At 63.7% G+C, this 18952-nt stretch carries 17 protein-coding genes, 1 tRNA gene and 2 riboswitches; of the genes, 9 read left to right on the plus strand and 9 right to left on the minus strand.

What is annotated here, in order from left to right; genetic code table 11:
• Positions 1 to 340: 340 nt before the first annotated feature.
• Complete coding sequence (locus ACPWR9_RS05865; RefSeq protein ID WP_426296085.1) at positions 341 to 1747, minus strand: sensor histidine kinase; 1407 nt, start codon at positions 1745 to 1747, stop codon at positions 341 to 343.
• Entirely contained in the window at positions 1740 to 2411 is a 672-nt protein-coding gene (locus ACPWR9_RS05870) for a response regulator (RefSeq protein WP_426296084.1), read from the minus strand. Before ACPWR9_RS05870 ends, ACPWR9_RS05865 begins: the two co-directional genes overlap by 8 nt.
• 340 nt (positions 2412 to 2751) lie before the next feature.
• Here ACPWR9_RS05870 and ACPWR9_RS05875 point away from each other — a divergent pair, with 340 nt between their 5' ends.
• The 3 genes from ACPWR9_RS05875 (at position 2752) to ACPWR9_RS05885 (ending at position 5699) form a co-directional block, all read left to right on the plus strand.
• The gene (locus ACPWR9_RS05875) at positions 2752 to 3711 is read left to right on the plus strand and encodes an ABC transporter substrate-binding protein (RefSeq protein WP_426296610.1); all 960 of its coding nucleotides are present in this window, start codon (positions 2752 to 2754) and stop codon (positions 3709 to 3711) included.
• 180 nt (positions 3712 to 3891) lie between these two features.
• Positions 3892 to 4743: an ABC transporter ATP-binding protein gene (locus ACPWR9_RS05880; protein WP_246182491.1), complete on the plus strand. Its 852-nt coding sequence runs from the start codon at positions 3892 to 3894 to the stop codon at positions 4741 to 4743.
• A gap of 86 nt (positions 4744 to 4829) precedes the next feature.
• Positions 4830 to 5699 carry an ABC transporter permease gene (locus ACPWR9_RS05885; RefSeq protein ID WP_426296083.1) on the plus strand — a complete coding sequence of 290 codons (870 nt, stop codon included), beginning with the start codon at positions 4830 to 4832 and terminating at the stop codon, positions 5697 to 5699.
• Between the two features lie 117 nt (positions 5700 to 5816).
• Here the strand turns inward: ACPWR9_RS05885 and ACPWR9_RS05890 are convergent, their stop codons facing one another.
• The 4 genes from ACPWR9_RS05890 to ACPWR9_RS05905 all read right to left on the minus strand — a co-directional run bounded on the left by ACPWR9_RS05890 (position 5817) and on the right by ACPWR9_RS05905 (position 9376).
• Complete coding sequence (locus tag ACPWR9_RS05890; protein ID WP_150679343.1) at positions 5817 to 6419, minus strand: BPSL1445 family SYLF domain-containing lipoprotein; 603 nt, start codon at positions 6417 to 6419, stop codon at positions 5817 to 5819.
• A 317-nt stretch (positions 6420 to 6736) separates the two neighbouring features.
• Positions 6737 to 7105 (minus strand): hypothetical protein, encoded by a 369-nt coding sequence (locus ACPWR9_RS05895; protein WP_426296082.1) that lies wholly within the window; start codon positions 7103 to 7105, stop codon positions 6737 to 6739.
• Between the two features lie 214 nt (positions 7106 to 7319).
• Entirely contained in the window at positions 7320 to 8120 is an 801-nt protein-coding gene (locus ACPWR9_RS05900) for a response regulator (protein WP_426296609.1), read from the minus strand.
• Between the two features lie 74 nt (positions 8121 to 8194).
• Positions 8195 to 9376: an ATP-binding protein gene (locus tag ACPWR9_RS05905; protein WP_426296081.1), complete on the minus strand. Its 1182-nt coding sequence runs from the start codon at positions 9374 to 9376 to the stop codon at positions 8195 to 8197.
• 296 nt (positions 9377 to 9672) lie between these two features.
• On the opposite strand from ACPWR9_RS05905, the gene ACPWR9_RS05910 reads away from it, so the two are divergent.
• On the plus strand, positions 9673 to 10374 hold the full coding sequence (locus ACPWR9_RS05910) for a flagellar basal body L-ring protein FlgH (RefSeq protein ID WP_426296080.1): 702 nt from the start codon (positions 9673 to 9675) through the stop codon (positions 10372 to 10374).
• Complete coding sequence (locus tag ACPWR9_RS05915) at positions 10374 to 10907, plus strand: hypothetical protein (RefSeq protein ID WP_426296079.1); 534 nt, start codon at positions 10374 to 10376, stop codon at positions 10905 to 10907. Before ACPWR9_RS05910 ends, ACPWR9_RS05915 begins: the two co-directional genes overlap by 1 nt.
• A 2-nt stretch (positions 10908 to 10909) precedes the next feature.
• Here ACPWR9_RS05915 and ACPWR9_RS05920 read toward each other — a convergent pair.
• Positions 10910 to 10985 (minus strand) — tRNA-Arg (locus ACPWR9_RS05920).
• 379 nt (positions 10986 to 11364) lie between these two features.
• On the opposite strand from ACPWR9_RS05920, the gene ACPWR9_RS05925 reads away from it, so the two are divergent.
• The gene (locus tag ACPWR9_RS05925) at positions 11365 to 12255 is read left to right on the plus strand and encodes a c-type cytochrome (RefSeq protein WP_426296078.1); all 891 of its coding nucleotides are present in this window, start codon (positions 11365 to 11367) and stop codon (positions 12253 to 12255) included.
• A gap of 119 nt (positions 12256 to 12374) precedes the next feature.
• Here ACPWR9_RS05925 and ACPWR9_RS05930 read toward each other — a convergent pair whose 3' ends face one another.
• The gene (locus ACPWR9_RS05930) at positions 12375 to 13151 is read right to left on the minus strand and encodes a metallophosphoesterase (protein ID WP_426296077.1); all 777 of its coding nucleotides are present in this window, start codon (positions 13149 to 13151) and stop codon (positions 12375 to 12377) included.
• Positions 13152 to 13608: 457 nt separating this feature from the next.
• The gene (locus ACPWR9_RS05935; RefSeq protein ID WP_426296076.1) at positions 13609 to 15708 is read right to left on the minus strand and encodes a UvrD-helicase domain-containing protein; all 2100 of its coding nucleotides are present in this window, start codon (positions 15706 to 15708) and stop codon (positions 13609 to 13611) included.
• 260 nt (positions 15709 to 15968) lie between these two features.
• Here ACPWR9_RS05935 and ACPWR9_RS05940 point away from each other — a divergent pair, with 260 nt between their 5' ends.
• From ACPWR9_RS05940 to gcvH, 3 genes are all read left to right on the plus strand, one after another.
• Positions 15969 to 16964, plus strand: coding sequence for a hypothetical protein (locus tag ACPWR9_RS05940; RefSeq protein ID WP_426296075.1), 996 nt, complete (start codon positions 15969 to 15971; stop codon positions 16962 to 16964).
• A gap of 47 nt (positions 16965 to 17011) precedes the next feature.
• Positions 17012 to 17108, plus strand: a riboswitch (glycine riboswitch).
• 8 nt (positions 17109 to 17116) lie between these two features.
• Positions 17117 to 17246: riboswitch (glycine riboswitch) on the plus strand.
• A gap of 129 nt (positions 17247 to 17375) precedes the next feature.
• Positions 17376 to 18482, plus strand: coding sequence for a glycine cleavage system aminomethyltransferase GcvT (gcvT, locus tag ACPWR9_RS05945; protein WP_150679334.1), 1107 nt, complete (start codon positions 17376 to 17378; stop codon positions 18480 to 18482).
• An 82-nt stretch (positions 18483 to 18564) separates the two neighbouring features.
• Positions 18565 to 18948: a glycine cleavage system protein GcvH gene (gene gcvH, locus ACPWR9_RS05950; protein WP_426296074.1), complete on the plus strand. Its 384-nt coding sequence runs from the start codon at positions 18565 to 18567 to the stop codon at positions 18946 to 18948.
• Positions 18949 to 18952: the final 4 nt, after the last annotated feature.

The raw sequence follows: 18952 nt of genomic DNA on the forward strand, positions 1-18952 counted from the left end.
CCGCAACCCACGCGGCGAGACCCACATTCAATTTAACAAACTTTACATTTCGTCACAATTACACGCGGCGGGCACCCACGTGGTTGACAGCGAAGTGTAACTAATTGATTTGGATCAAGAAGTTTCCACTTGCTTGAGGAGGATTCTGCGAAGACCCCAAATATATCAGGGTTTGTCCTAGCGCATCCAGTCGAGCGTATGTTTCAAACGACATTTCCGATCTAAACGATTGTACCGCCTCAATTTTCAGCACGACTTCATACGGATGTTATTTTCTTTCAGCCCTTCGCGCGGGTTTACCTGCGCTTTATCGGTGACGGCTTCGCCCCCGCGTCACCGATCAGGCGTTGCTTTCGGCCTCCGAATTAGCGTGAGCAGGCCCAAGCGGTAGCGAGACGGTCACGATCAGGCCGCGGCCGTCGTCGCCAGGGGCGAGCGTCACGGTGCCGTGACTGGCGGCGACGATCTCCTTGACGATGGCAAGCCCGAGGCCGGTGCCCGGCTGGCCCGGCGGCGCGTTGCGGTAGAAGCGCTCGAACACGCGCTGGCGCGCCTCGGCATGAATGCCCGGTCCGTTGTCGATAACGCTGAGTTGCGCGACGTTGTCCGCGCTGTCGATGGCCACGGTGACGCGTCCGCCCTCGTGGATGTAGCGGATCGCATTGTCGACAAGATTCATGACCATCGCATGAAACAGCTCGCCATTGCCGACCACCCACACGTGCTCGTGGGCCGACTCGAAGCCCAAATCGATGTTGCGCCGCTGCGCCAGCGCCACCAGCTCTTCGAGTACGCCCGCCGCCACGGCCACCAGGTCGACGCGCGAACGCGAGAACGCTGGCGTGTCGGCGGCTTCGGCCTGCGAGAGCAGCAACAGTTTGTTGGTCAGATCGGCCAGCCCGCGGCTGCTGGTCTGCATCGCGGTGAGGACGTCGGCGAGTTGCACGCGGTCGTCGAGTTGGGCGGCGAACTGAAGCTGCGTGTCGAGCAGCGTGAGCGGGGTGCGCAACTGATGCGCGGCATCGGCGACGAAACGTCGTTGCTGCTGCGCTTGCGCCGAGAGGCGCTGGATGCACAAATTAATGGCATCGACGATCGGGCGCAGTTCGGTTTGCAACTGCCCGGCGCGAATCGGCACCAGTTCCTGCGGCGAGCGTCCGGCCACTTCGTCTTTCAGGCGAATGAGCGGATGCAGCTCCACGGTTAGCCCGATGAGCACCAGCAACGCCGCCAAGGCGGCCATTGCGATCTGCCGATGCAGCGACGGCTCCCACAATTCGGCCAGCATCCGGTCGTGCGCGTACATCGTCTCGGCGACCACGACCGCCACCCGGTACGGTTTGCCCGAGTCGTACATCGTGCGCACGAAGCTGATCACGCGCAGCGGCTCGTCGTTGAAGGTGATGGTCGAATAGGCTGGCACCGTCGCCGGAAACAGCGGCGGATGCGGGAAGTCCGGCGGCCCGGCGAGCAATTGGCCGCTTTCGGTGATGACCTGATAGAACACGCGGTCGTGCTCGGGCGAGGCGAACAACTCCAGCGCCGAGGGCGGCACGCTCGCGCGCAGGGCGCCGTCGACCCAGGCGATCTGCCCCGCGATGACTTGTGCAGAGGTGAGCAGCGCGCGGTCCTGCACGAGTTCGGCGGTGTCGTGGGCGCTGCGATACGCCAGCCAGCCGCTCGCGCCGATGTAGAGCGAGAGCGGCAGCATCAGCCACATCAGTAATCTGACGCGCAGGCTAAGCATCTTTTTCGCGCAACAAGTAGCCGAGCCCGCGCAGGGTCATGATGGCCGCGCGGCTCGGTTCGAGCTTTTTGCGCAGACGATGGATATAGATCTCGATGGCGTCGGCGCTCGGCTCGTCGTCCAGACCGAAGACGCCGTCGACCAGCGCGCTCTTCGCCACGGTCTTGCCTTGTTTGCGCATCAGAATTTCGAGCACGGCGTGTTCGCGCGAGGGCAGTGCGAGCGGTGCGCCTGCAATCGTGAACTGGCGCGTACCGGCGTGATAGCCGAGATCGGCGCACACGAAGTCGGCGCTCTGCTCCGGCGCATGACGGCGCGCGAGCGCCTTCACGCGGGCGATCAGCTCACGCACTTCGAAAGGTTTCACGAGATAGTCGTCGGCGCCCGCACCAAGACAGTCGACCTTCTCGTCGACCGAGCCGCTTGCCGTCAGGATGATGACCGGCACGTTGTTGCGCCGCTCGCGCAGGCGGCGCAGCACATGCTTGCCGCCGAGCTTGGGCAGCATGAGATCGAGCAGCACCACGTCGTACGTTTCCGTTTGCAGCAGGCGGTCGGCCGCATCGCCATCGCGCGCGGCGTCGACGGTGAAGTTGTCGTCGCGCAGCATACGGGCGAGCCAGTGGGCGAGGGTGTCGTTATCTTCGATCAGCAGCAGTTTCATGGCGGTCGAGCGTAAGGCTCAAGTGAAGCGCACCGGAGTGTGCCCGCTGTGCGGGGCTACGCCAACAGCGGGTAAACACCCCCCTGTTGCGAGCGAAAACCTGCATGCAGCGAAAGCTCGATGAAAGCTTCGTTTTTCTACAATCCGCCCATGGCAGATGAAAGGATCGCTGCCCCGGCTTTGCGGCATCTGTGCCCGAGGCCTGCCGTCACCGCTCAGCGGGTCGGCCCATTATCCCTAAAACAATGGAGACACCACAATGCGAGCAAGCCTTGGCCTGCGTCTGCCGAAAGTCCTTGTGAAACCCGTCCTCGCCAGCGTGTTCGGCGCGGCATTGGCCATGGCCAGCGCACCTGGCTTTGCCGCGGACAGCGGCAAGGTCACGATCATGGTGGGCGGTATCACGAAGATGATCTATCTGCCGGCCAAGCTTGCCGAGCAACTGGGTTACTTCAAGGAAGAAGGCCTGAACGTCGAGCTGCTCTCGCAGCCCGCCGGTGTGGACGCCGAGAACGAACTGCTCGCCGGTGCCGTGCAAGCCGTGGTGGGCTTCTACGACCACTCGATCGACTTGCAGAGCAAGGGCAAGGAGATTCAGGCGATCGTGATCTTCGGGCAAGTGCCCGGTGAAGTCGAACTCGTCAACGCGAAGAGCAAAGACACCATCAAGAGCATGGCCGACGTGAAGGGCAAGACGCTCGGCGTGACCGGTCTGGGCTCGTCGACCAACTTCCTCACGCAGTATCTCGCTGCGAAGCACGGCATTGCGTCGTCGCAATACTCGGTGCTGCCCGTGGGCGCAGACAACACGTTCATCGCCGCCATCAAACAGAACCGCATCGACGCGGGCATGACCACCGAGCCGACCGCCTCGCAGTTGCTCAAGACGGGCGACGCCGCGGTGCTGGTCGACATGCGCACGATGGAAGGCACGGTCGCAGCACTGGGCGGCGCTTACCCGGCATCGAGCTTGTACGTGCAGCGCGCGTGGCTCGACAAGCACAAGCCCGAAGCGGCCAAGCTCGCGCGTGCGTTCGTGAAGACGCTGAAGTACATCAACACGCACTCGGCGGCCGAGATCGCCGACAAGATGCCGAAGGACTACTACGGCAACAACAAGGCACTGTACGTGCAGGCGCTGCAAAACTCGCTGCCGATGTTCTCGCCGGATGGCCGTATGCCGAACGGTGGCCCCGAGACTGTGCTGAAGGTGCTCGCCGCGTTCAACCCGAACGTGAAGGGCAAGCACATCGATCTGTCGAAGACGTACACCAACGAGTTTGTCGATCAGGCGAAGTAACTGACTCGCCGCGATCGCACCACTCGCACCTCTTGACCCTGTAGTACCGGCGCGCGGTCGGTAAGACGCGCAGCCCACCGAGCCGCCCGCACCCGACCTCCGTCCGGTGTGCGGGCTGGCTCACCCCTTGAAAATGACGCGCAAGCGCAGTTAGCCGCCGACGTACCAGAGGAGCTGGGCATGACTCAGACGATTAGCCAGACCAACATCCCCACCGCGCAGGCGCCGTCCCGCGCTGCCAGCGCAGTCTCGCGCGACACCCCGGCCATCGAGTTCGATAACGTGTCGTGCCGCTTTATCTCGCCGGACGGCAAGGCCACCATTGCGCTGCGTAATTTCAGCATGTCGGTGGCGCGCGGCGAATTCGTCGCCATCGTCGGCCCGACCGGCTGCGGCAAGTCGACCACGCTGTCGATGATTACTGGTCTGTTGCGCCCCACCGCCGGCAGCGTGCGCGTGATGGGCCAGCCGGTGAACGGTATCGACCCGCGCATCGGCTTCGTCTTCCAGAACGACGCGGTGTTTCCGTGGCGCAGCGTGCGCGAGAACGTGGCCGCAGGCCCGCTGTTTCGCGGTCAGTCGAAAGACGCCGCCTATGCGCTGGCCGATCAGTGGATCAAGCGCGTGGGGCTCGATAAGTTCGGCAGCCACTACCCGCACCAACTCTCGGGCGGCATGCGCAAGCGTGTGGCCCTCGCACAGACGTTTATCAACGGCCCCGAAATTCTGCTGATGGACGAGCCGTTCTCCGCGCTCGACATGCAGACGCGCACGCTCATGCAAGACGAGTTGCTGCAACTGTGGTCGTCGACGTCGGGCTCGGTGGTGTTCGTCACGCACGATCTGGAAGAAGCGATTGCACTGGCCGATCGGGTGTTTGTACTCACCGCACGTCCGGCAACGCTCAAGAACGTGTACACGATCGACCTGCCGCGTCCGCGCGTGATGTCGGAAATTCGTTACGAACAGCGCTTCATCGATATCTCGCGCGAGATCTGGGCTGACTTGCGCGAAGAAGTGAAGATCGGTTGATGTCGTGCCCCGACATCCATCGGGGCATCGAAAGTGAATTGACGGGTACACGCAGCCGTGTGTGCCCATGCCGTCAGGAGGAGGGCATGAACATGAGTGAACAGGCCATGCTGGCAGGGTTCGGCGACGCCGATCTCGCGCGTGAAGAAGCCGCGGCGCAACGCCGCATCAAGCAACGCCGCGCGCTGGTGATTTTCCTGCGCGTCGCGATTCTGGTCATCGGCCTCGGTGGCTGGGAAGTGGCGGCACGTGTCGGCTGGATCGATCCGTTCTTCTTCTCGCAACCGACGTTGATCGTCGAGCAGATTTACGACTGGTGCGTGAATGGCACGTCGCAAGGCCCGCTCTGGGCACAGGTGCTCGTCACGCTGGAAGAGACGGTGTTGGGCTTTCTTATCGGCGGTGTCGCCGGTGTGATTTGCGGCATCGTGCTGGGCCGCAACAAGCTGCTCTCCGATGTGTTAAGTCTCTATATTCAGATCGCTAACTCGATTCCGCGCGTGGTGCTGGGCTCGATCTTCGTGATCGCGTTCGGCCTGGGCATGGCGTCGAAGGTCGCGCTCGCCGTGGTGATGGTGTTCTTTGTGGTGTTCGCCAATGCGTTTCAGGGCGTGCGCGAGGCCGATCGCTACATGATTGCGAACGCGCAGATTCTGGGCGCATCGCGTCGTCAGGTGACGATGGCGGTGGTGATTCCGTCGGCGCTGTCGTGGATTCTCGCCAGCTTGCACGTGAGCTTCGGCTTCGCACTCGTCGGTGCCGTGGTCGGCGAATTCCTCGGTTCGAAGCAAGGGATCGGTTTGCTGATCTCGACCGCCCAAGGCGCGTTCAATGCGAGCGGCGTGTTTGCGGCGATGATCGTGCTGGCAGCCGTGGCGCTCGGGGCGGATTACTTGCTGACGTCCCTCGAGAAGCGTTTGCTGAAGTGGCGTCCGGCGGCGTTCAGTAACGAGTAATTCAGCAACGAGTAAGACGCGTTAGCCGATCGATATCGGCGCGCACAAAAAACGGCGCCACCCTTTGCGGGGTGGCGCCGTTTTCCTTTGGAGCATCGTGAGCCCGACGGCCCAACGTTAAATCTTCAGCTTGGTGACCTTGGTACCTTCGACATTCAGGTTCGCCATCAGACCGGCGTTGGTCATGATGATCACTTCCACCGGCGAGGTGGCGGTGTTCAGGTCGACCGCACCGTTCGCGCCGATCTTGACCACGGCGACGGAGGCATCGGCCCCGGCCGTCCAGCCATCGGTGCGCTGGAATTTGTCGAGCGCGTCTTGCGTCATGAACAGGAAGATCACAGCCTTCGATTGCGCGCCGATTTGCAGGCCGAACGATGCCGTCACCGTGTTGTAGTAACCCTGCGTGGCGCCGCCGACACGCAGCGCGCCTTCGCCGTACTCACCGCCCACGACGAAACCGGCTTGCAGGACCGACGGGAACACGAGCACGCCGCGGGCCTTGCTCACCAGCTCGCGCGAACCCTTGACCGTGGTGTACATCTTGTCGAGTGCGCCGTTGACCGAAGCGTCGATTTCACGGCGCTTGTTGGCGTTGACCGAAGGGGAGCTATCGCTCTTGTCGGCTTGCGACGGGCTGGTCGTCGAGCAACCGGCCAGCGCGAACGCGGCGGCGGCAACGGCGACGGAAGTTTTCATCAGGAAATCGCGTTTTTGCATTTTCTCCCTCCAGAAGCATGGGCCGCACGGACAGGGCTGCGGCTTGGATGCGGATAAAAACGTCATGTCGTGGCAGGCGCCCGGAATGATCGGCGGGGGCGCGCCGCAACGGCGGTGAAGCGGGTGATGAGGTCGATGCTTCGGCATCCGAGAGATGCCGCCTCTGGCACCAGGCGACGAGATTTCCACCTCGCGATGGTGGCCGACAGGGCGTCGACATGACGTCGATTATGCGGCGTCTACGGCCATTGTCAAGAGAATCGCGCGACAAAATCCGCTAACGTGCGCGCTTCTTGCGTCAACTTGTAGGTGCCTGCCTACGTGCACTTGCGCATGTATTCTTCCTTGAGCGCTTTGCGCGGGTTGGTGCGTGTAGGAATGTCGATACGGTTGCCGTTCGGTTGCACGACAGGGCGGTCTCGGGTGTAGACCGGCTTGTCGGGGGTGTTGGCGATCTTGTCGGCGAGCGCGCGGCATTCTTCGCGTTGCGTCGGGCCGGCGTCTGTCGCGGTGGCCGCTTGTGCTGCGGCCTGATTGCGGGCGGCCTGCGAGCACTGTTCGGGGGGCAATGCGCGGCCCACGCTATCGAAGCACACCGGGGTTTGTGCCATGGCAAGGCCGCCAGTGCCAAGCATGACGAACGCGACACCGGCTCGCAAGAGGGCGCGCAGTCCTTGAGCGCTCAAAGCAGAGTGCCGGAGACGGAAGTGCGGGGCAAAAGAGACAGGCGAGACAAGCGAGACAAACGACGCCGAAGGTGGCGAAGCGGATGCAGCAGAAGAAGCGGCGAGGCGTGAAGCAGAACTAAGCGGCGGGTCAGACATCGGGGACAGCGTGGCGGTGCAGCGGGGCATCGTCAATCTCCTCAATGACAGCACACCCGTGTATGCGCGGGTTCGCCTATTCTGGCACCGCGCCGGGCGGGTTGTCGATAGCCGCGACGCTTGCCGCGACATCGAGTCGCGCTGCCAACCGTCCTGGGCGGTCGGTGCGCAACTCCAGCCGGTAGCCCACGCCGTAGATCGAGCGCACGATCTCTTCGTCGGGACGAATGGACTGCAATTTGCGCCGCAAATTCTTGATGTGACTGTCGACGGTGCGATCGGCCACCACACGATGGTCGTCGTACATACGGTCGAGCAAATGGGCGCGCGGGAAAGTTTTGTCGGGATGACTCGCAAGGGTTGCGAGCAGACGCAACTCGACGGGCGTGAGCGGCAATTCGTGGCCGTCTAGGCGCGCGTGATGGCGCACGGCGTCGATCACGAGCGCCGGCTGCGGCGGCGGCACTTCCGGGGCGGCCATGGCCGAGACGCTCGCGGGGCCACGCACGCGGCGCAGGATGGCTTTCACGCGGGCGACCACTTCGCGCGGGCTGAACGGCTTGCAGATGTAGTCGTCGGCACCGAGTTCGAGGCCGAGCAGCCGGTCGGTTTCGGCAGCACGCGCGGTGAGCATCACGATCGGCACTTCCGAGATCTCGCGTACGGCGCGGCACACTTCGAGGCCGTCCATGCCTGGCAGCATCAGATCGAGCAAGATGAGGCGCGGCTCGGTCGTGCGCACGGCGGGCAGTACGTCACGACCGTCCGACAAAATGCGGCAGGGCATACCCGCGACGCGCAAATACTCGGCGAGTAGCGCTGCGAGCTTCGGCTCGTCTTCGACGATCAGAATCGGCGCGGTATCGGGAAGGGGCATGACGTCGGTCGGTGAGCGCAACGGGGCGCCCTTGTCGGCAAGTGTCTGCAAAGCGATATTCATTGCGGGCGGTGTCAACAAAGGGTGGTCAGGGTGCTGTTGCTAAATGCGGTGCCGGGGGCGGTTTCGTTCGTCGTGCCACCGGCGATGGGTGTGCCGAATGCACCGCCGAACGAGCCGCCCAGCGAACTTCCCAAGGCGCTTCCCAGCGCGCCGTTGAGCGCGGAGAGGCATGACGTGTTGCGATGGCACGGCAGCACGATCGCGAGCGCGAGTCCGCCCAACGGCGAATGGCGCGCGATGATCTGTCCGCCGTGCGCTTCGACGATGTGTTTGCACAGCGCCAGCCCCAGCCCCGCGCCACCGCTGCGCCGGCTTCTCGACGCTTCGACGCGAAAGAGGCGCTCGAATAGACGCGGTAACGCGTCGTCAGGCACGCCCGGGGCCGAGTCTTCGATCTCGAGCCGCAATTGCGAGCCGCTCGACGACAGATACACCCGCACCGCACCGCCGCCATCGGTGTAGCGCAGCGAATTCTCGAACAGATTGCCGAGCAACTGCGTCAGGCGATGCAGGTCGCCGTCCACGGTGAGTACGTCGTCGGGCATGTGCACCGTGAGCGCGATGCCCTTGGCATCGAACCAATCGCGAAACGCCATGACAGTGGTCGCGACACGCTCGGTCATGTCCACGGGGGCGAACTGATACGTGAGGGCGCCGATGTCGGAGAGCGAGAGTTCATAGAGATCGTCGATCAGCTTCGCCAACAGCGAGACTTCCACTCGCAGCGACGCCAGCGCGTCTTGCGTGAGCGGGCGCACGCCGTCTTCCATCGCTTCGATTTCGCCGCGCAGCACGGAGAGCGGGGTGCGCAGCTCGTGCGAAATGTCGGCGAGCAGATCGCGGCGCAGTTGATCGTTATGCGCGAGCGTATCGGCCAGCCGATTCAGGTCGGCCGCGAGACGGGCCAGTTCGTCGGCACCCACGGTCGGGGCCCGCACGCTGTAATCGCCCATGGCCATGCGATGCGTCGCTTCGAGCAGCGGTGTGACCGGCACGAGCAAGCGCTGCGCGACGCGAATGGCGACAGCGCCGAGCGTCGCCACGCCGAGCAGCGCGAGATAAATCAGGTTGTCGCCCGCGAGCCAGCTGTGCCCGTTCAGTGCGGCACGCACGACGACCGTCGTGGCCGCCATGGTGACCAGGCCGGTCGCGAAGATCGCGAGGAACAACTTGCGCGTGATGCCGGAGTTCATGCGTGGCTGGGTTCGGTGGCGTTGTAAATCGGAGTGACTCGGGGGAACAGGCCCTTGGTAGCGTCACCGGGTTTGACGGGCGGACTCCGGACGTGAAGGTCCCGTCGATGGCGCGCCATTTTCTCAGCTTCACGGCAACGCGCGCCGTGCCTCCACAAATTTTCCACGATTTGTGCGCACTGGCTGCACGCCCTGTTTTTACTATTCCTTACGAAGCTGGCCGAAGTGCCATTTCCTCACTTTTCTCGATGACAACCGGGCGACGCGGCCCGGTCAGGGCGCGGGGGCGCCACACCATGTCGAAACTGTCGATGCTTCGTCGCGCTGCGGCGCGTGGCCTTGTTCTGACGTCGGTGCCCCTTGCCATGGCCGGTTCGCTGTTGCTCAGCGCCTGTTCGAGCGGCGGTGTGGCGCCCACGCCGATGGCCGTCATGCCGATGCCGCGCGTGACGAACGTGCAAACGGCGGGGTCGATCTATCAGGCGACGACCGCGACCAACTGGTTCGAGACGCCGGTGGCGCATCGCGTGGGCGACCTGCTCACGATTCAGGTGGCAGAAACCACGACCGGCACCAACAAGGCGCAGAGCAACGTGACGCGCAATGCGAGCGTCACGGCCAAGAGCGCGAAAGACAACGGCGCCGATTCGCTGCTCGAACGCTGGTTCAACATCGGTTCGTCGGCCAGCGCGTTCCAAGGTAACGGGACGACGAGTTCGAGCTCTGCGATGACCGCCACCATTGCCGTGGCCATCGTCGAGGTGCTGCCGAACGGTGCGTACGTGGTGGGCGGCGAGAAGCAGGTGATGCAGGGCCGCAATCTGGAGACCTTCCGTTTCACCGGCGTGGTCAATAAGTTCGATATCCAACCGGGCAATGTGGTGGCGTCGAGCAAGGTCGGGCAGGCGAAGGTGGCGAGGGTGGAAGACGGTCAGGTGGCCGACGGGGCGAACGGCGGCTGGCTCCAGCACGTGCTGCTGGGTGTGTCGCCCTTCTGATGAAGCGCCTTGCGGTGGTGCTGGCGCTGGCGGCTGCGGCCAGCGCGACGTTGGGCGGATGTCTGTTCGCGACGCCGGTGCCGGTGGTGGCGGCGCAAGTGGCGGCCAGTGTGGTGACGACAGGGGTGGTGCTGGCGGACCAGTTGCCGTCGGTGGTGCCGCCGACGCAACCGGCCGCGCCCGAGCTGATGAGCCGCAACCTGTGTATCGAACTGGGGGCCGACGGCGTCTCGGATTTATTACCGGCGATTCAGGGACGGCTGCGTGCCTACGGCATCGTGAGCACTATTTATAGTCCCGGCACCTGGCCAACCGGCTGCGTGGTGCTGAACTACACGGTGCGCCGTGCCTGGCGCAATTCCTTATGGGGCAATGCGCCGAGCGAGTATCTGGCGTACGCGACGCTCACGCTCAGTCAGAACGGCTCGGTGATGAATACGGTGTACTTCGACGGCAGAACGTCGACAGTGGAGTCGTGGTCCGGTGCGAACGCACGGATGGCGCAACTGGTAGATCGGCTGGTGGTGTTTTGATTTGGCGCGCCCGACTGGAATCGAACCAGTGACCCTCGGCTTCGGAGGCCGATACTCTATCCCCTGAGCTACGGGCGCTGTGCAGACCACCGGTAGGAATGCGCGAACGCGCAGGCCGGCGGGCAAAGACGTGCAAGCATAGCGGTTTTGTCGTGCGCCGTCCATGCCCGGCGCATCCTCGCGCCCCACAATGCGGCAATTCACTACGGGATACGCATCACGCGCGGTTTTGCTGTGCATGCAATGCTATCCCCCTTCACGCACAAACTACGCGGAACACCGCTTTGGGTTTCGCGTAAGTTAGGGAAAACACGGGACTTTTGCGGCGTCTGCGCACGGCCATCACGTGTCATCGCGGGAGTGTTTGTTGCTACAATGGCTCGTTATTTTGACCGGATGGCGCCTGCCGTCCGGTGTGACGCACTCGGTTTCCACAAAAACTATTGAGAGATCCCGCATGAGTGAAGCACATAACGAGCATGAGTCCCTGATCAAAACACCAAAGCAGCTCATCGCCGCAGTCATTGCAGGTTTTCTGGTACCGATTGTCATCATCGTCTTGCTGGTCAATTACGTGGGCAACAACGCCCTGACCGGCGCCGGCAGTTCCGCCATGACCGAAAAAGCCATCGCCGAGCGCATCGCGCCCGTGGCCAAGGTCGAAATCAAGGATGCCAACGCACCGCGCGTCTATCAGACGGGCGAGCAACTCTATAAAGCCGTTTGCGCCGCCTGCCACGCCGCAGGCACCGCCGGGGCCCCGAAGGTCGGCTCGGCCGACTGGGCGCCGCGCATTGCGCAGGGCTACGACGAAATGCTCAAGATCGCGCTGGCCGGTAAAGGCGCCATGCCCGCGCGCGGCGGCACCAGCCCCGACGACGTGACGGATTACGAAATTGGCCGCGCCATCGTCTACATGGCCAACGCCTCGGGCGGCAAGCTGCAAGAACCGGCCGAACCCGCGCAGCCGGCCTCCGGCGCCGTGGCTGCCGCACCCGCCTCGGGCGCAGCGCCCGCCGCCGACGCTGGCTCGGCCGCTGCTGCGGCTGCCGCGATGGCGTCGCTCAAGACCGCCGCTCCGGCCGCCGCCGGCGCTGGCAGCAACCTTGAAGCGGGCAAGAAGCTTTACGACACGGTTTGTATGGCGTGCCACGCGTCGGGTGTGATGAACGCGCCGAAGTTCGGCGATAAGGCCGCGTGGGCACCGCGCATTGCCACCGGCATCGACACACTGCACAACGCCGCACTCAAGGGCCTGAACGCCATGCCGCCGAAGGGCGGCGCTGCCAACGCTTCGGATGACGATGTGAAGGCCGCTGTCGATTACATGGTCAGCGCGGCGAAGTAACTCGGCACATAAGCTGTCGCTGCAAAAGAAAAATCCCCGCTTCGGCGGGGATTTTTGCTTTCTGGGTCGGCGCTCGATCCATGGAGCGCGCTACCGGTAGGCCGACGTGTTGCAGTGCGTCACACGTTCACGCACAACGCGGGGTCGAACGCGGCATTCTCGACTCGCCCCTCAAAACAGTAGCCGCGCGGATTGCACAGCACGCGCGTACGCCCAACGCGGTAATCGAACGAATCGTGCGTATGGCCGTGCACCCACAATGCGGCGTCCGACTGGTCGACGAACGACGTCAAATCCGAAATAAACGCCGGATTGACGGGCGACCCCGCAAAGCGCGGATGAATGCTCTGCGGTGTCGGCGCGTGATGGGTGACGACGACTGTCGGGCCATCGTGCGGATCGGCCAACGCGCGTCGCAGCCACGCCACGTTCTCGCGGCACAGCGCGGCGCTGTCCTCTGGGGTGAAAAACGGCAGGTCGGACCAAGGTGCCGCCGGATCGCCCACTCGAATACGTGTGAAGTCGCGCACGAATTTCCGGGACTCCTCAATCACTTCGTCGTGCTTGCCTTCGGCGTCGTATAGCGCGAAGTCGGACCATAACGTCGTGCCAATGAAGCGAACGCCGTCGATCGTCACGGCGCCGCGCTCCAGTACGTGAACATTCGTGCCGGCTGCCAGCTTGCGGATCTCGGCTAGTGTCCCGGCGAGCGTCGCGCCGTAGAACTCGTGATTACCAGCAACGTAGATGACGGGGCGCGGTAATTGCTTCGCCCACTCGATGGCTTGCGCCGGGCGGCTGATGTCGCCCGCCAGAATCGTGACGTCTGCCACAACGTCGGGTGTCGCCAGCGGGGCGACGGACAAATGCAGGTCGGACAGGATATGCAGTCTCACACACACGCTCCACAAGGCTTGAGGATCGGTGCCGCACACTCGCCACGGCAGGGGTGCATGTGACGCATCGCGAGAGACGTTGGAGAGGTGTGGGCATTGGACCGAAATCGACGCAATTTGCGTACCGTTTCGCCCGTTTTTTACCGACTATCACCCGCGCCGCGCCGATGGTCAAGATGTCTTTGTCATCGAAAGAATGCGCTCCTATAGTGAAACCTCACCTGACGAGTGGAGGAGAGCCTATGCGCAAGTTGTTGGTTGTCGCTGTGCTTGGTTTAGCCGGTCTGGCAGGCGTGATGGTGGCGTCGAGTCCGGCAATCGCGTGTGGCCAGACGTCTACGGGCGGTGGCAAATAGCAGCAAGCCTTGCTTTACTGCGCGCCCTGCCGCCGCCGACAGCCCCGGCCGGACGCCGCTGAATCCTCAGGCCAGCCCCCCGCATGCGGGGGGCGTCTCGTTTACTGGGACGGCGTTTTGTTCGCGCCGCCCGCAAGCATCGCCTTGAGGCTGGCGAGCCGGTCCTTCGGTGACATGGGGGCGTCTTCCGGCGGCGGAGGCGGCGCTTCGTCGAGTTGCATCTCGGGCACGAACCGCGAGACTTCGCACGTGTAAGTTTCGCGCGCGCGCTTGCGCTTCCTGCACCACGACAATTGCAGCGTGCGTTGCGCACGCGTAATGCCTACGTACATCAACCGGCGTTCTTCTTCGATTTTCTCGGCGGTGACTTCCTCGTCTTCCCGAATGTGCGGGAGGATGCCTTCTTCCATGCCGACGAGAAACACGTGCGGATACTCAAGACCTTTCGACGCGTGCAACGTCGACAGACGCACGGCGTCCGGGTCATCGCCGTCGCGGCCTTCGAGCATCGACATCAGCGCGATGGTCTGCGTGAGTTCCATCAGGCTCTTGGCGTCGTCGTCGGCATCCTCATCGATGTTATCGAGCCCAGTCGCCGCGTCTGCGCTGCCACGTGTGCCCTTGCGCTTCATCCATTCGAGGAATTCGAGCACGGTAGTCCAGCGCGACTGCGCCTGCCGCTCGTCGAACGTGTCGTACAGATAGGCCTCGTAATGGATGCCTGCCATCAGGTCGTCGATGACCTCGTTGGCCGGGTCGCGCGCCGCACGCGCCGTAATGCGTTGGATGAAATCGCAGAACGCGCGCAGCGGTTCGAGTTGCCGCGGCTGCAAACGGGCCTCGACGGCACCCATGTAGACGGCTTCGAACAGTGACACCTTGGCTTGCCCGGCAAACCCGCCCAGCACTTCGAGGGTGGTGCTACCCACACCCCGGCGCGGCGTCGTCACCGCGCGGATGAATGCGGGATCGTCGTCGGGGTTGGCCAGCAGGCGCAGATAGGCGCACAAATCCTTGATTTCCGCCTTGTCGAAGAACGACTGTCCGCCCGAGAGCACGTACGGAATACGCTCGCGGCGCAACACCTGTTCGAAGATGCGGGCTTGATGGTTGCCGCGATACAGAATGGCGTAGTCGCGAAACTCCGCGCGGCGCTCGAACTTGTGCGCCGACAGGCGGAACACGACCGACTCGGCCTCGTGTTCTTCGTCGTTCGCCGGGGTGACGGTGATCGGATCGCCGAGCCCGTGTTCACTCCACAGCTTCTTTTCGAAGATTTTCGGATTCTTCGCGATGACGTTGTTCGCGGCAGTCAGAATGCGCGAGGTCGAGCGGTAGTTCTGCTCGAGCTTGATGACTTTCAGCGTGGGAAAGTCGACCTGCAACTGCTTGAGATTTTCGAGCGTCGCGCCGCGCCAGCCGTAGATCGCCTGATCGTCGTCGCCCACGGCCATGAACGCCGCGCGTGGGCCTGCCAGCAATTTGAGCAGCAGGTACTGGCAGGTATTGGTGTCTTGATACTCGTCGATCAGCAAATAGCGCAGCTTGTTCTGCCAACGCTCGCGCACTTCTTCGTCGCGCGCGAACAGTTCGGCGGGCAGGCGTATCAGGTCGTCGAAGTCGACCGCCTGATACGCCTGCAACGTCGCCATGTAATTGCGATACACCACGGCGGCCTGATGCTCGTCGGCGGTCTCGGCGGCAGCCAGTGCCGTCTCGGGTGTCACGAGCCCGTTCTTCCACAGTGAGATGGCCGTTTGCACGCCGCGGATCATCGCCTTGTCGGTCGTGCCCAGTTGTTCCTGAATGAGACCGAAGCAGTCGTCGGCATCGAGAATCGAGAATTGCGGTTTGAGGCCGACGTTCTCCGCTTCGCGGCGCAGAATCTGCACGCCGAGCGAGTGGAACGTACAAATCGTCAACTGGTTGACTGGCACCTTGCGGCCTTCTTTGCCGGGCGTGGTCAGCGTTTTGCCTTCCAACTGCTTGGCGACGCGCTCGCGCATTTCGGCGGCGGCTTTGTTCGTGAAGGTAACGGCGGCGATGTGCTTCGGCTCGAACCCCTTCGTCTCGATGAGCCAGGCAATTTTCTGTGTGATGACGCGCGTCTTGCCGCTACCGGCACCGGCCAGCACGAGGCAAGGGCCGTCGAAATAGCGCACGGCCTCGTTCTGAGCAGGATTGAGCGGAAAGGACGACATGGTGTGAAGCGATGGGGTGAGGGCGGCGGCCGGTCGAGTGCTCGCGAGGGCATTTCGTGGCGGGCACGCTGGAGGTGGGCAAGTCTAACATGGGGCGTGTGCGCGGAAATGACATGCAGGCCATCGCCATCAGGAAACGCTCACCGCGCCGGAACTGTGGGGCCGTTGCGACGCCGTTGCACTGCGGCGGGCGGCGTCACTGGCGTCCACGCACAGGGGGTGCCTATAATAAAAAACGTTGCCATCGTGGTGAGGTCGCCGTGCAATGTCCAACCTGTGGGACGAACAATGCGACGAGTGCGCTGCGCTGTAAGCAGTGTGGTGCGCCTCTTGCTGATGCTGAACCGGGTTTCGGGGAGGGCAGTCTGGCGACCGCCGGTGCCGATGCGGGGAGCGTACTCGACGCACCGCGGGCGACGGCGCAAGCCGCTTCCGCGAGTGACGCCGCTGCGGCCGCCTCCGCAGCCACCGAATCGCGTCGCCTGACGCGCCGCGAGCGTCGCGAGCAGCGCAAGCGTGACGGTGAGCCGGGCTGGATCAACGGGGCGCTCGTTCTCGGTACCGCCATCTTCGCGGCGATCGCGCTCATCGGCATCTGGTGGAACCTGCGCGCGCCTTACGTCGACCCCACACCCAAATCTGCCGACGCGATTGCCGTCGCGCCTTTCAGCAACGGAAGCAACGCACCCCCCTTGAACGCCGCGGGTGACGCAAACGCAGCGGCGCCCGGCACCGCGAGTAGCGCAGAATCGGCGGCGCTAGCCCGTGCTCAGGCGCTTGCCGCAGTCGACGCAGCGGCCTCGGGCGCGGCGGCTGACGTCGCGTCGGCGTCAGCAACACCGCTGACGGCGTCCGCCGCCACCGCCGCCCTGACGGCGGCGGCCACATCGGCCATGTCCCCACCGTCCTCACCCGCGCCCGACGACATGATGACCTTGCTCAGTCGCCGTGATGCCGCGAACGCGACGAACGCTGCTAAGCCGGTACCGAACCCTGATTTGCCCGCCCATCTCGATAACAGCGACATCGGCCAGATTGCGGCGGCAGACGCCGTGCATGGGCCGGGGGCGGCCTCCAGTCCATCGACTGCCTCGACGCCTGGCGCGGCTACCACCATCGCCGCGGCGCTCGCGCAGTGCGACAAATATCGATGGTTCGAAGTCATCCCGAAGCAGCGTTGCATCTGGGCGGTTTGTAACGGCCGATGGGGGCGCGACGGCTGTCCGGCGGGGGTGAATCCCGGGGAGTCGCATTAGCGGTTTTTCGGCAAATTGACAGCCCCCGGCTTTCCCCGTAAAGTGCGCGAACGCGGTCGGGAGAGCGCGCCGGGAAGCACATACTGGCGCCGCCGAAGGGGTAATACCCACAAACTCTCAGGCATCAAGGACCGTCCGCGCCGAAGGCATCGCCTTCGATCTCTGGAGAGCGGCTGTGGCATGACAACTGTCGTGCGGACAGCCCACCGAAGGGGCTGGCATTCTCAGTGACTACCGAGACTGCCGGGCAATCTCTCAGGTACCAAGGACAGAGGGGTCATCTCGCCAACTGGCATCGCGCCGGGCAAGTGCATTCGCACACGTCCCACGCGCACGTGCCGGTCGTCGAGATGACCCCTTTTTGCATTTTCGGACACTACTTTTCCGAAATCCCTGGATTCTGAGGCTTCGATGACCGATCTCAAACGCACCCCGCTCAACGATACGCACCGCGCCGCCGGCGCCCGCATGGTCGACTTCGGCGGCTGGGACATGCCCGTGAACTACGGCTCCCAGATCGAAGAGCACAACGCCGTTCGCACCGATGCGGGCATGTTCGACGTCTCGCATATGTGCGTGGTCGATCTGCACGGCCCGAGCTGCCGCGAATTCCTGCGTTTCGCCGTGGCGAACAACGTCGACAAGCTGCAAACCCCGGGTAAGGCGCTCTACACCTGCATGCTCAACCCGAGCGGCGGCGTGATCGACGACCTCATCATCTATTTCATCGCTGAAGACTGGTTCCGCATCGTCGTGAACGCCGGTACCGCCGACAAGGACCTTGCCTGGATCGGTCAGCTCAACGCCCACGGCGACTACAGCCTCACGATCACCCCGCGCCGCGATCTGTCGATCGTGGCCGTGCAAGGCCCGAACGCCCGCGCCAAGGTTTGGCAAGCGGTGCCGAGCAGCCAGGCGGCGAGCGAAGTGCTTAAGCCGTTCAACGCCGCTTTCGTCAAAGACACGCCGTTCGGCGAGCTGATGATCGCGCGCACGGGCTACACCGGGGAAGACGGATTCGAAGTGATCGTGAATGCCGACCACGTGGCTGCTCTGTGGCAAGCGCTGGTGGCCGTCGGCGTGCGTCCGGCGGGCCTCGGCGCGCGCGACACGCTGCGTCTGGAAGCCGGCATGAACCTGTACGGTCAGGACATGGACGACGACACCTCGCCGCTCGACGCGGGTCTGGGCTGGACGGTCGAAAAGGAAAGCGAGCGCACGTTCGTCGGTAAAGATTCGCTGCTCACGCGCGGCCAGACGTGGCGCTTCGCGGGCCTCGTGCTCGACGGCAAGGGCGGCGTGCTGCGCGCCCATCAGGTCGTGGTGACGGACGCCGGCGACGGCGAAATTACCAGCGGTACGTTCAGTCCGAGCCTCCAGCAGTCGATCGCGTTCGCGCGTCTGCCGAAGGGCGTGCCGGACGGCGCGCTCGTGCACGTACAAATTCGTGACAAGCAATTGCCCGCACGTGTGGTCAAATTGCCATTCGTGCGTCACGGCAAGGCCGTGGTGGCGTGAGCGGCAACGCTCGCACCTGCGCGGTTGGCGACACGACAGACTCTCAATAAGACACCCCAATACTGAAACCGGAGCGTCACAAATGGCGAATACCCCCGACAACCTGAAGTACGCCGAGTCCCACGAATGGGCTCGCCTCGAAGCCGACGGCACCGTGACCATCGGCATTACCGACCACGCGCAAGAAGCGCTGGGCGATGTGGTCTTCATCGAGCTGCCGGACACCGGCCGCACGGTCAAGGCACAGGAGCAAGTCGCGGTGGTCGAGTCGGTCAAGGCCGCCTCGGACATCTACGCCCCGATCGGCGGCGAGATCATCGAGACGAACAGCGAAGTGGCTGGTTCGCCGGAGCAAATCAACAGCGACCCGTACGCCAACTGGCTGTTCCGCATCAAGCCGACCGACGCGAAGGAACTCGACGGTCTGCTCACCGCCGAGCAATACAACGCCGGCCCGGGCGCGTAAGCCA

The sequence above is a fragment of the Pandoraea pneumonica genome (assembly GCF_049918595.1).
Classification (GTDB): Bacteria; Pseudomonadota; Gammaproteobacteria; order Burkholderiales; family Burkholderiaceae; genus Pandoraea; species Pandoraea pneumonica_A.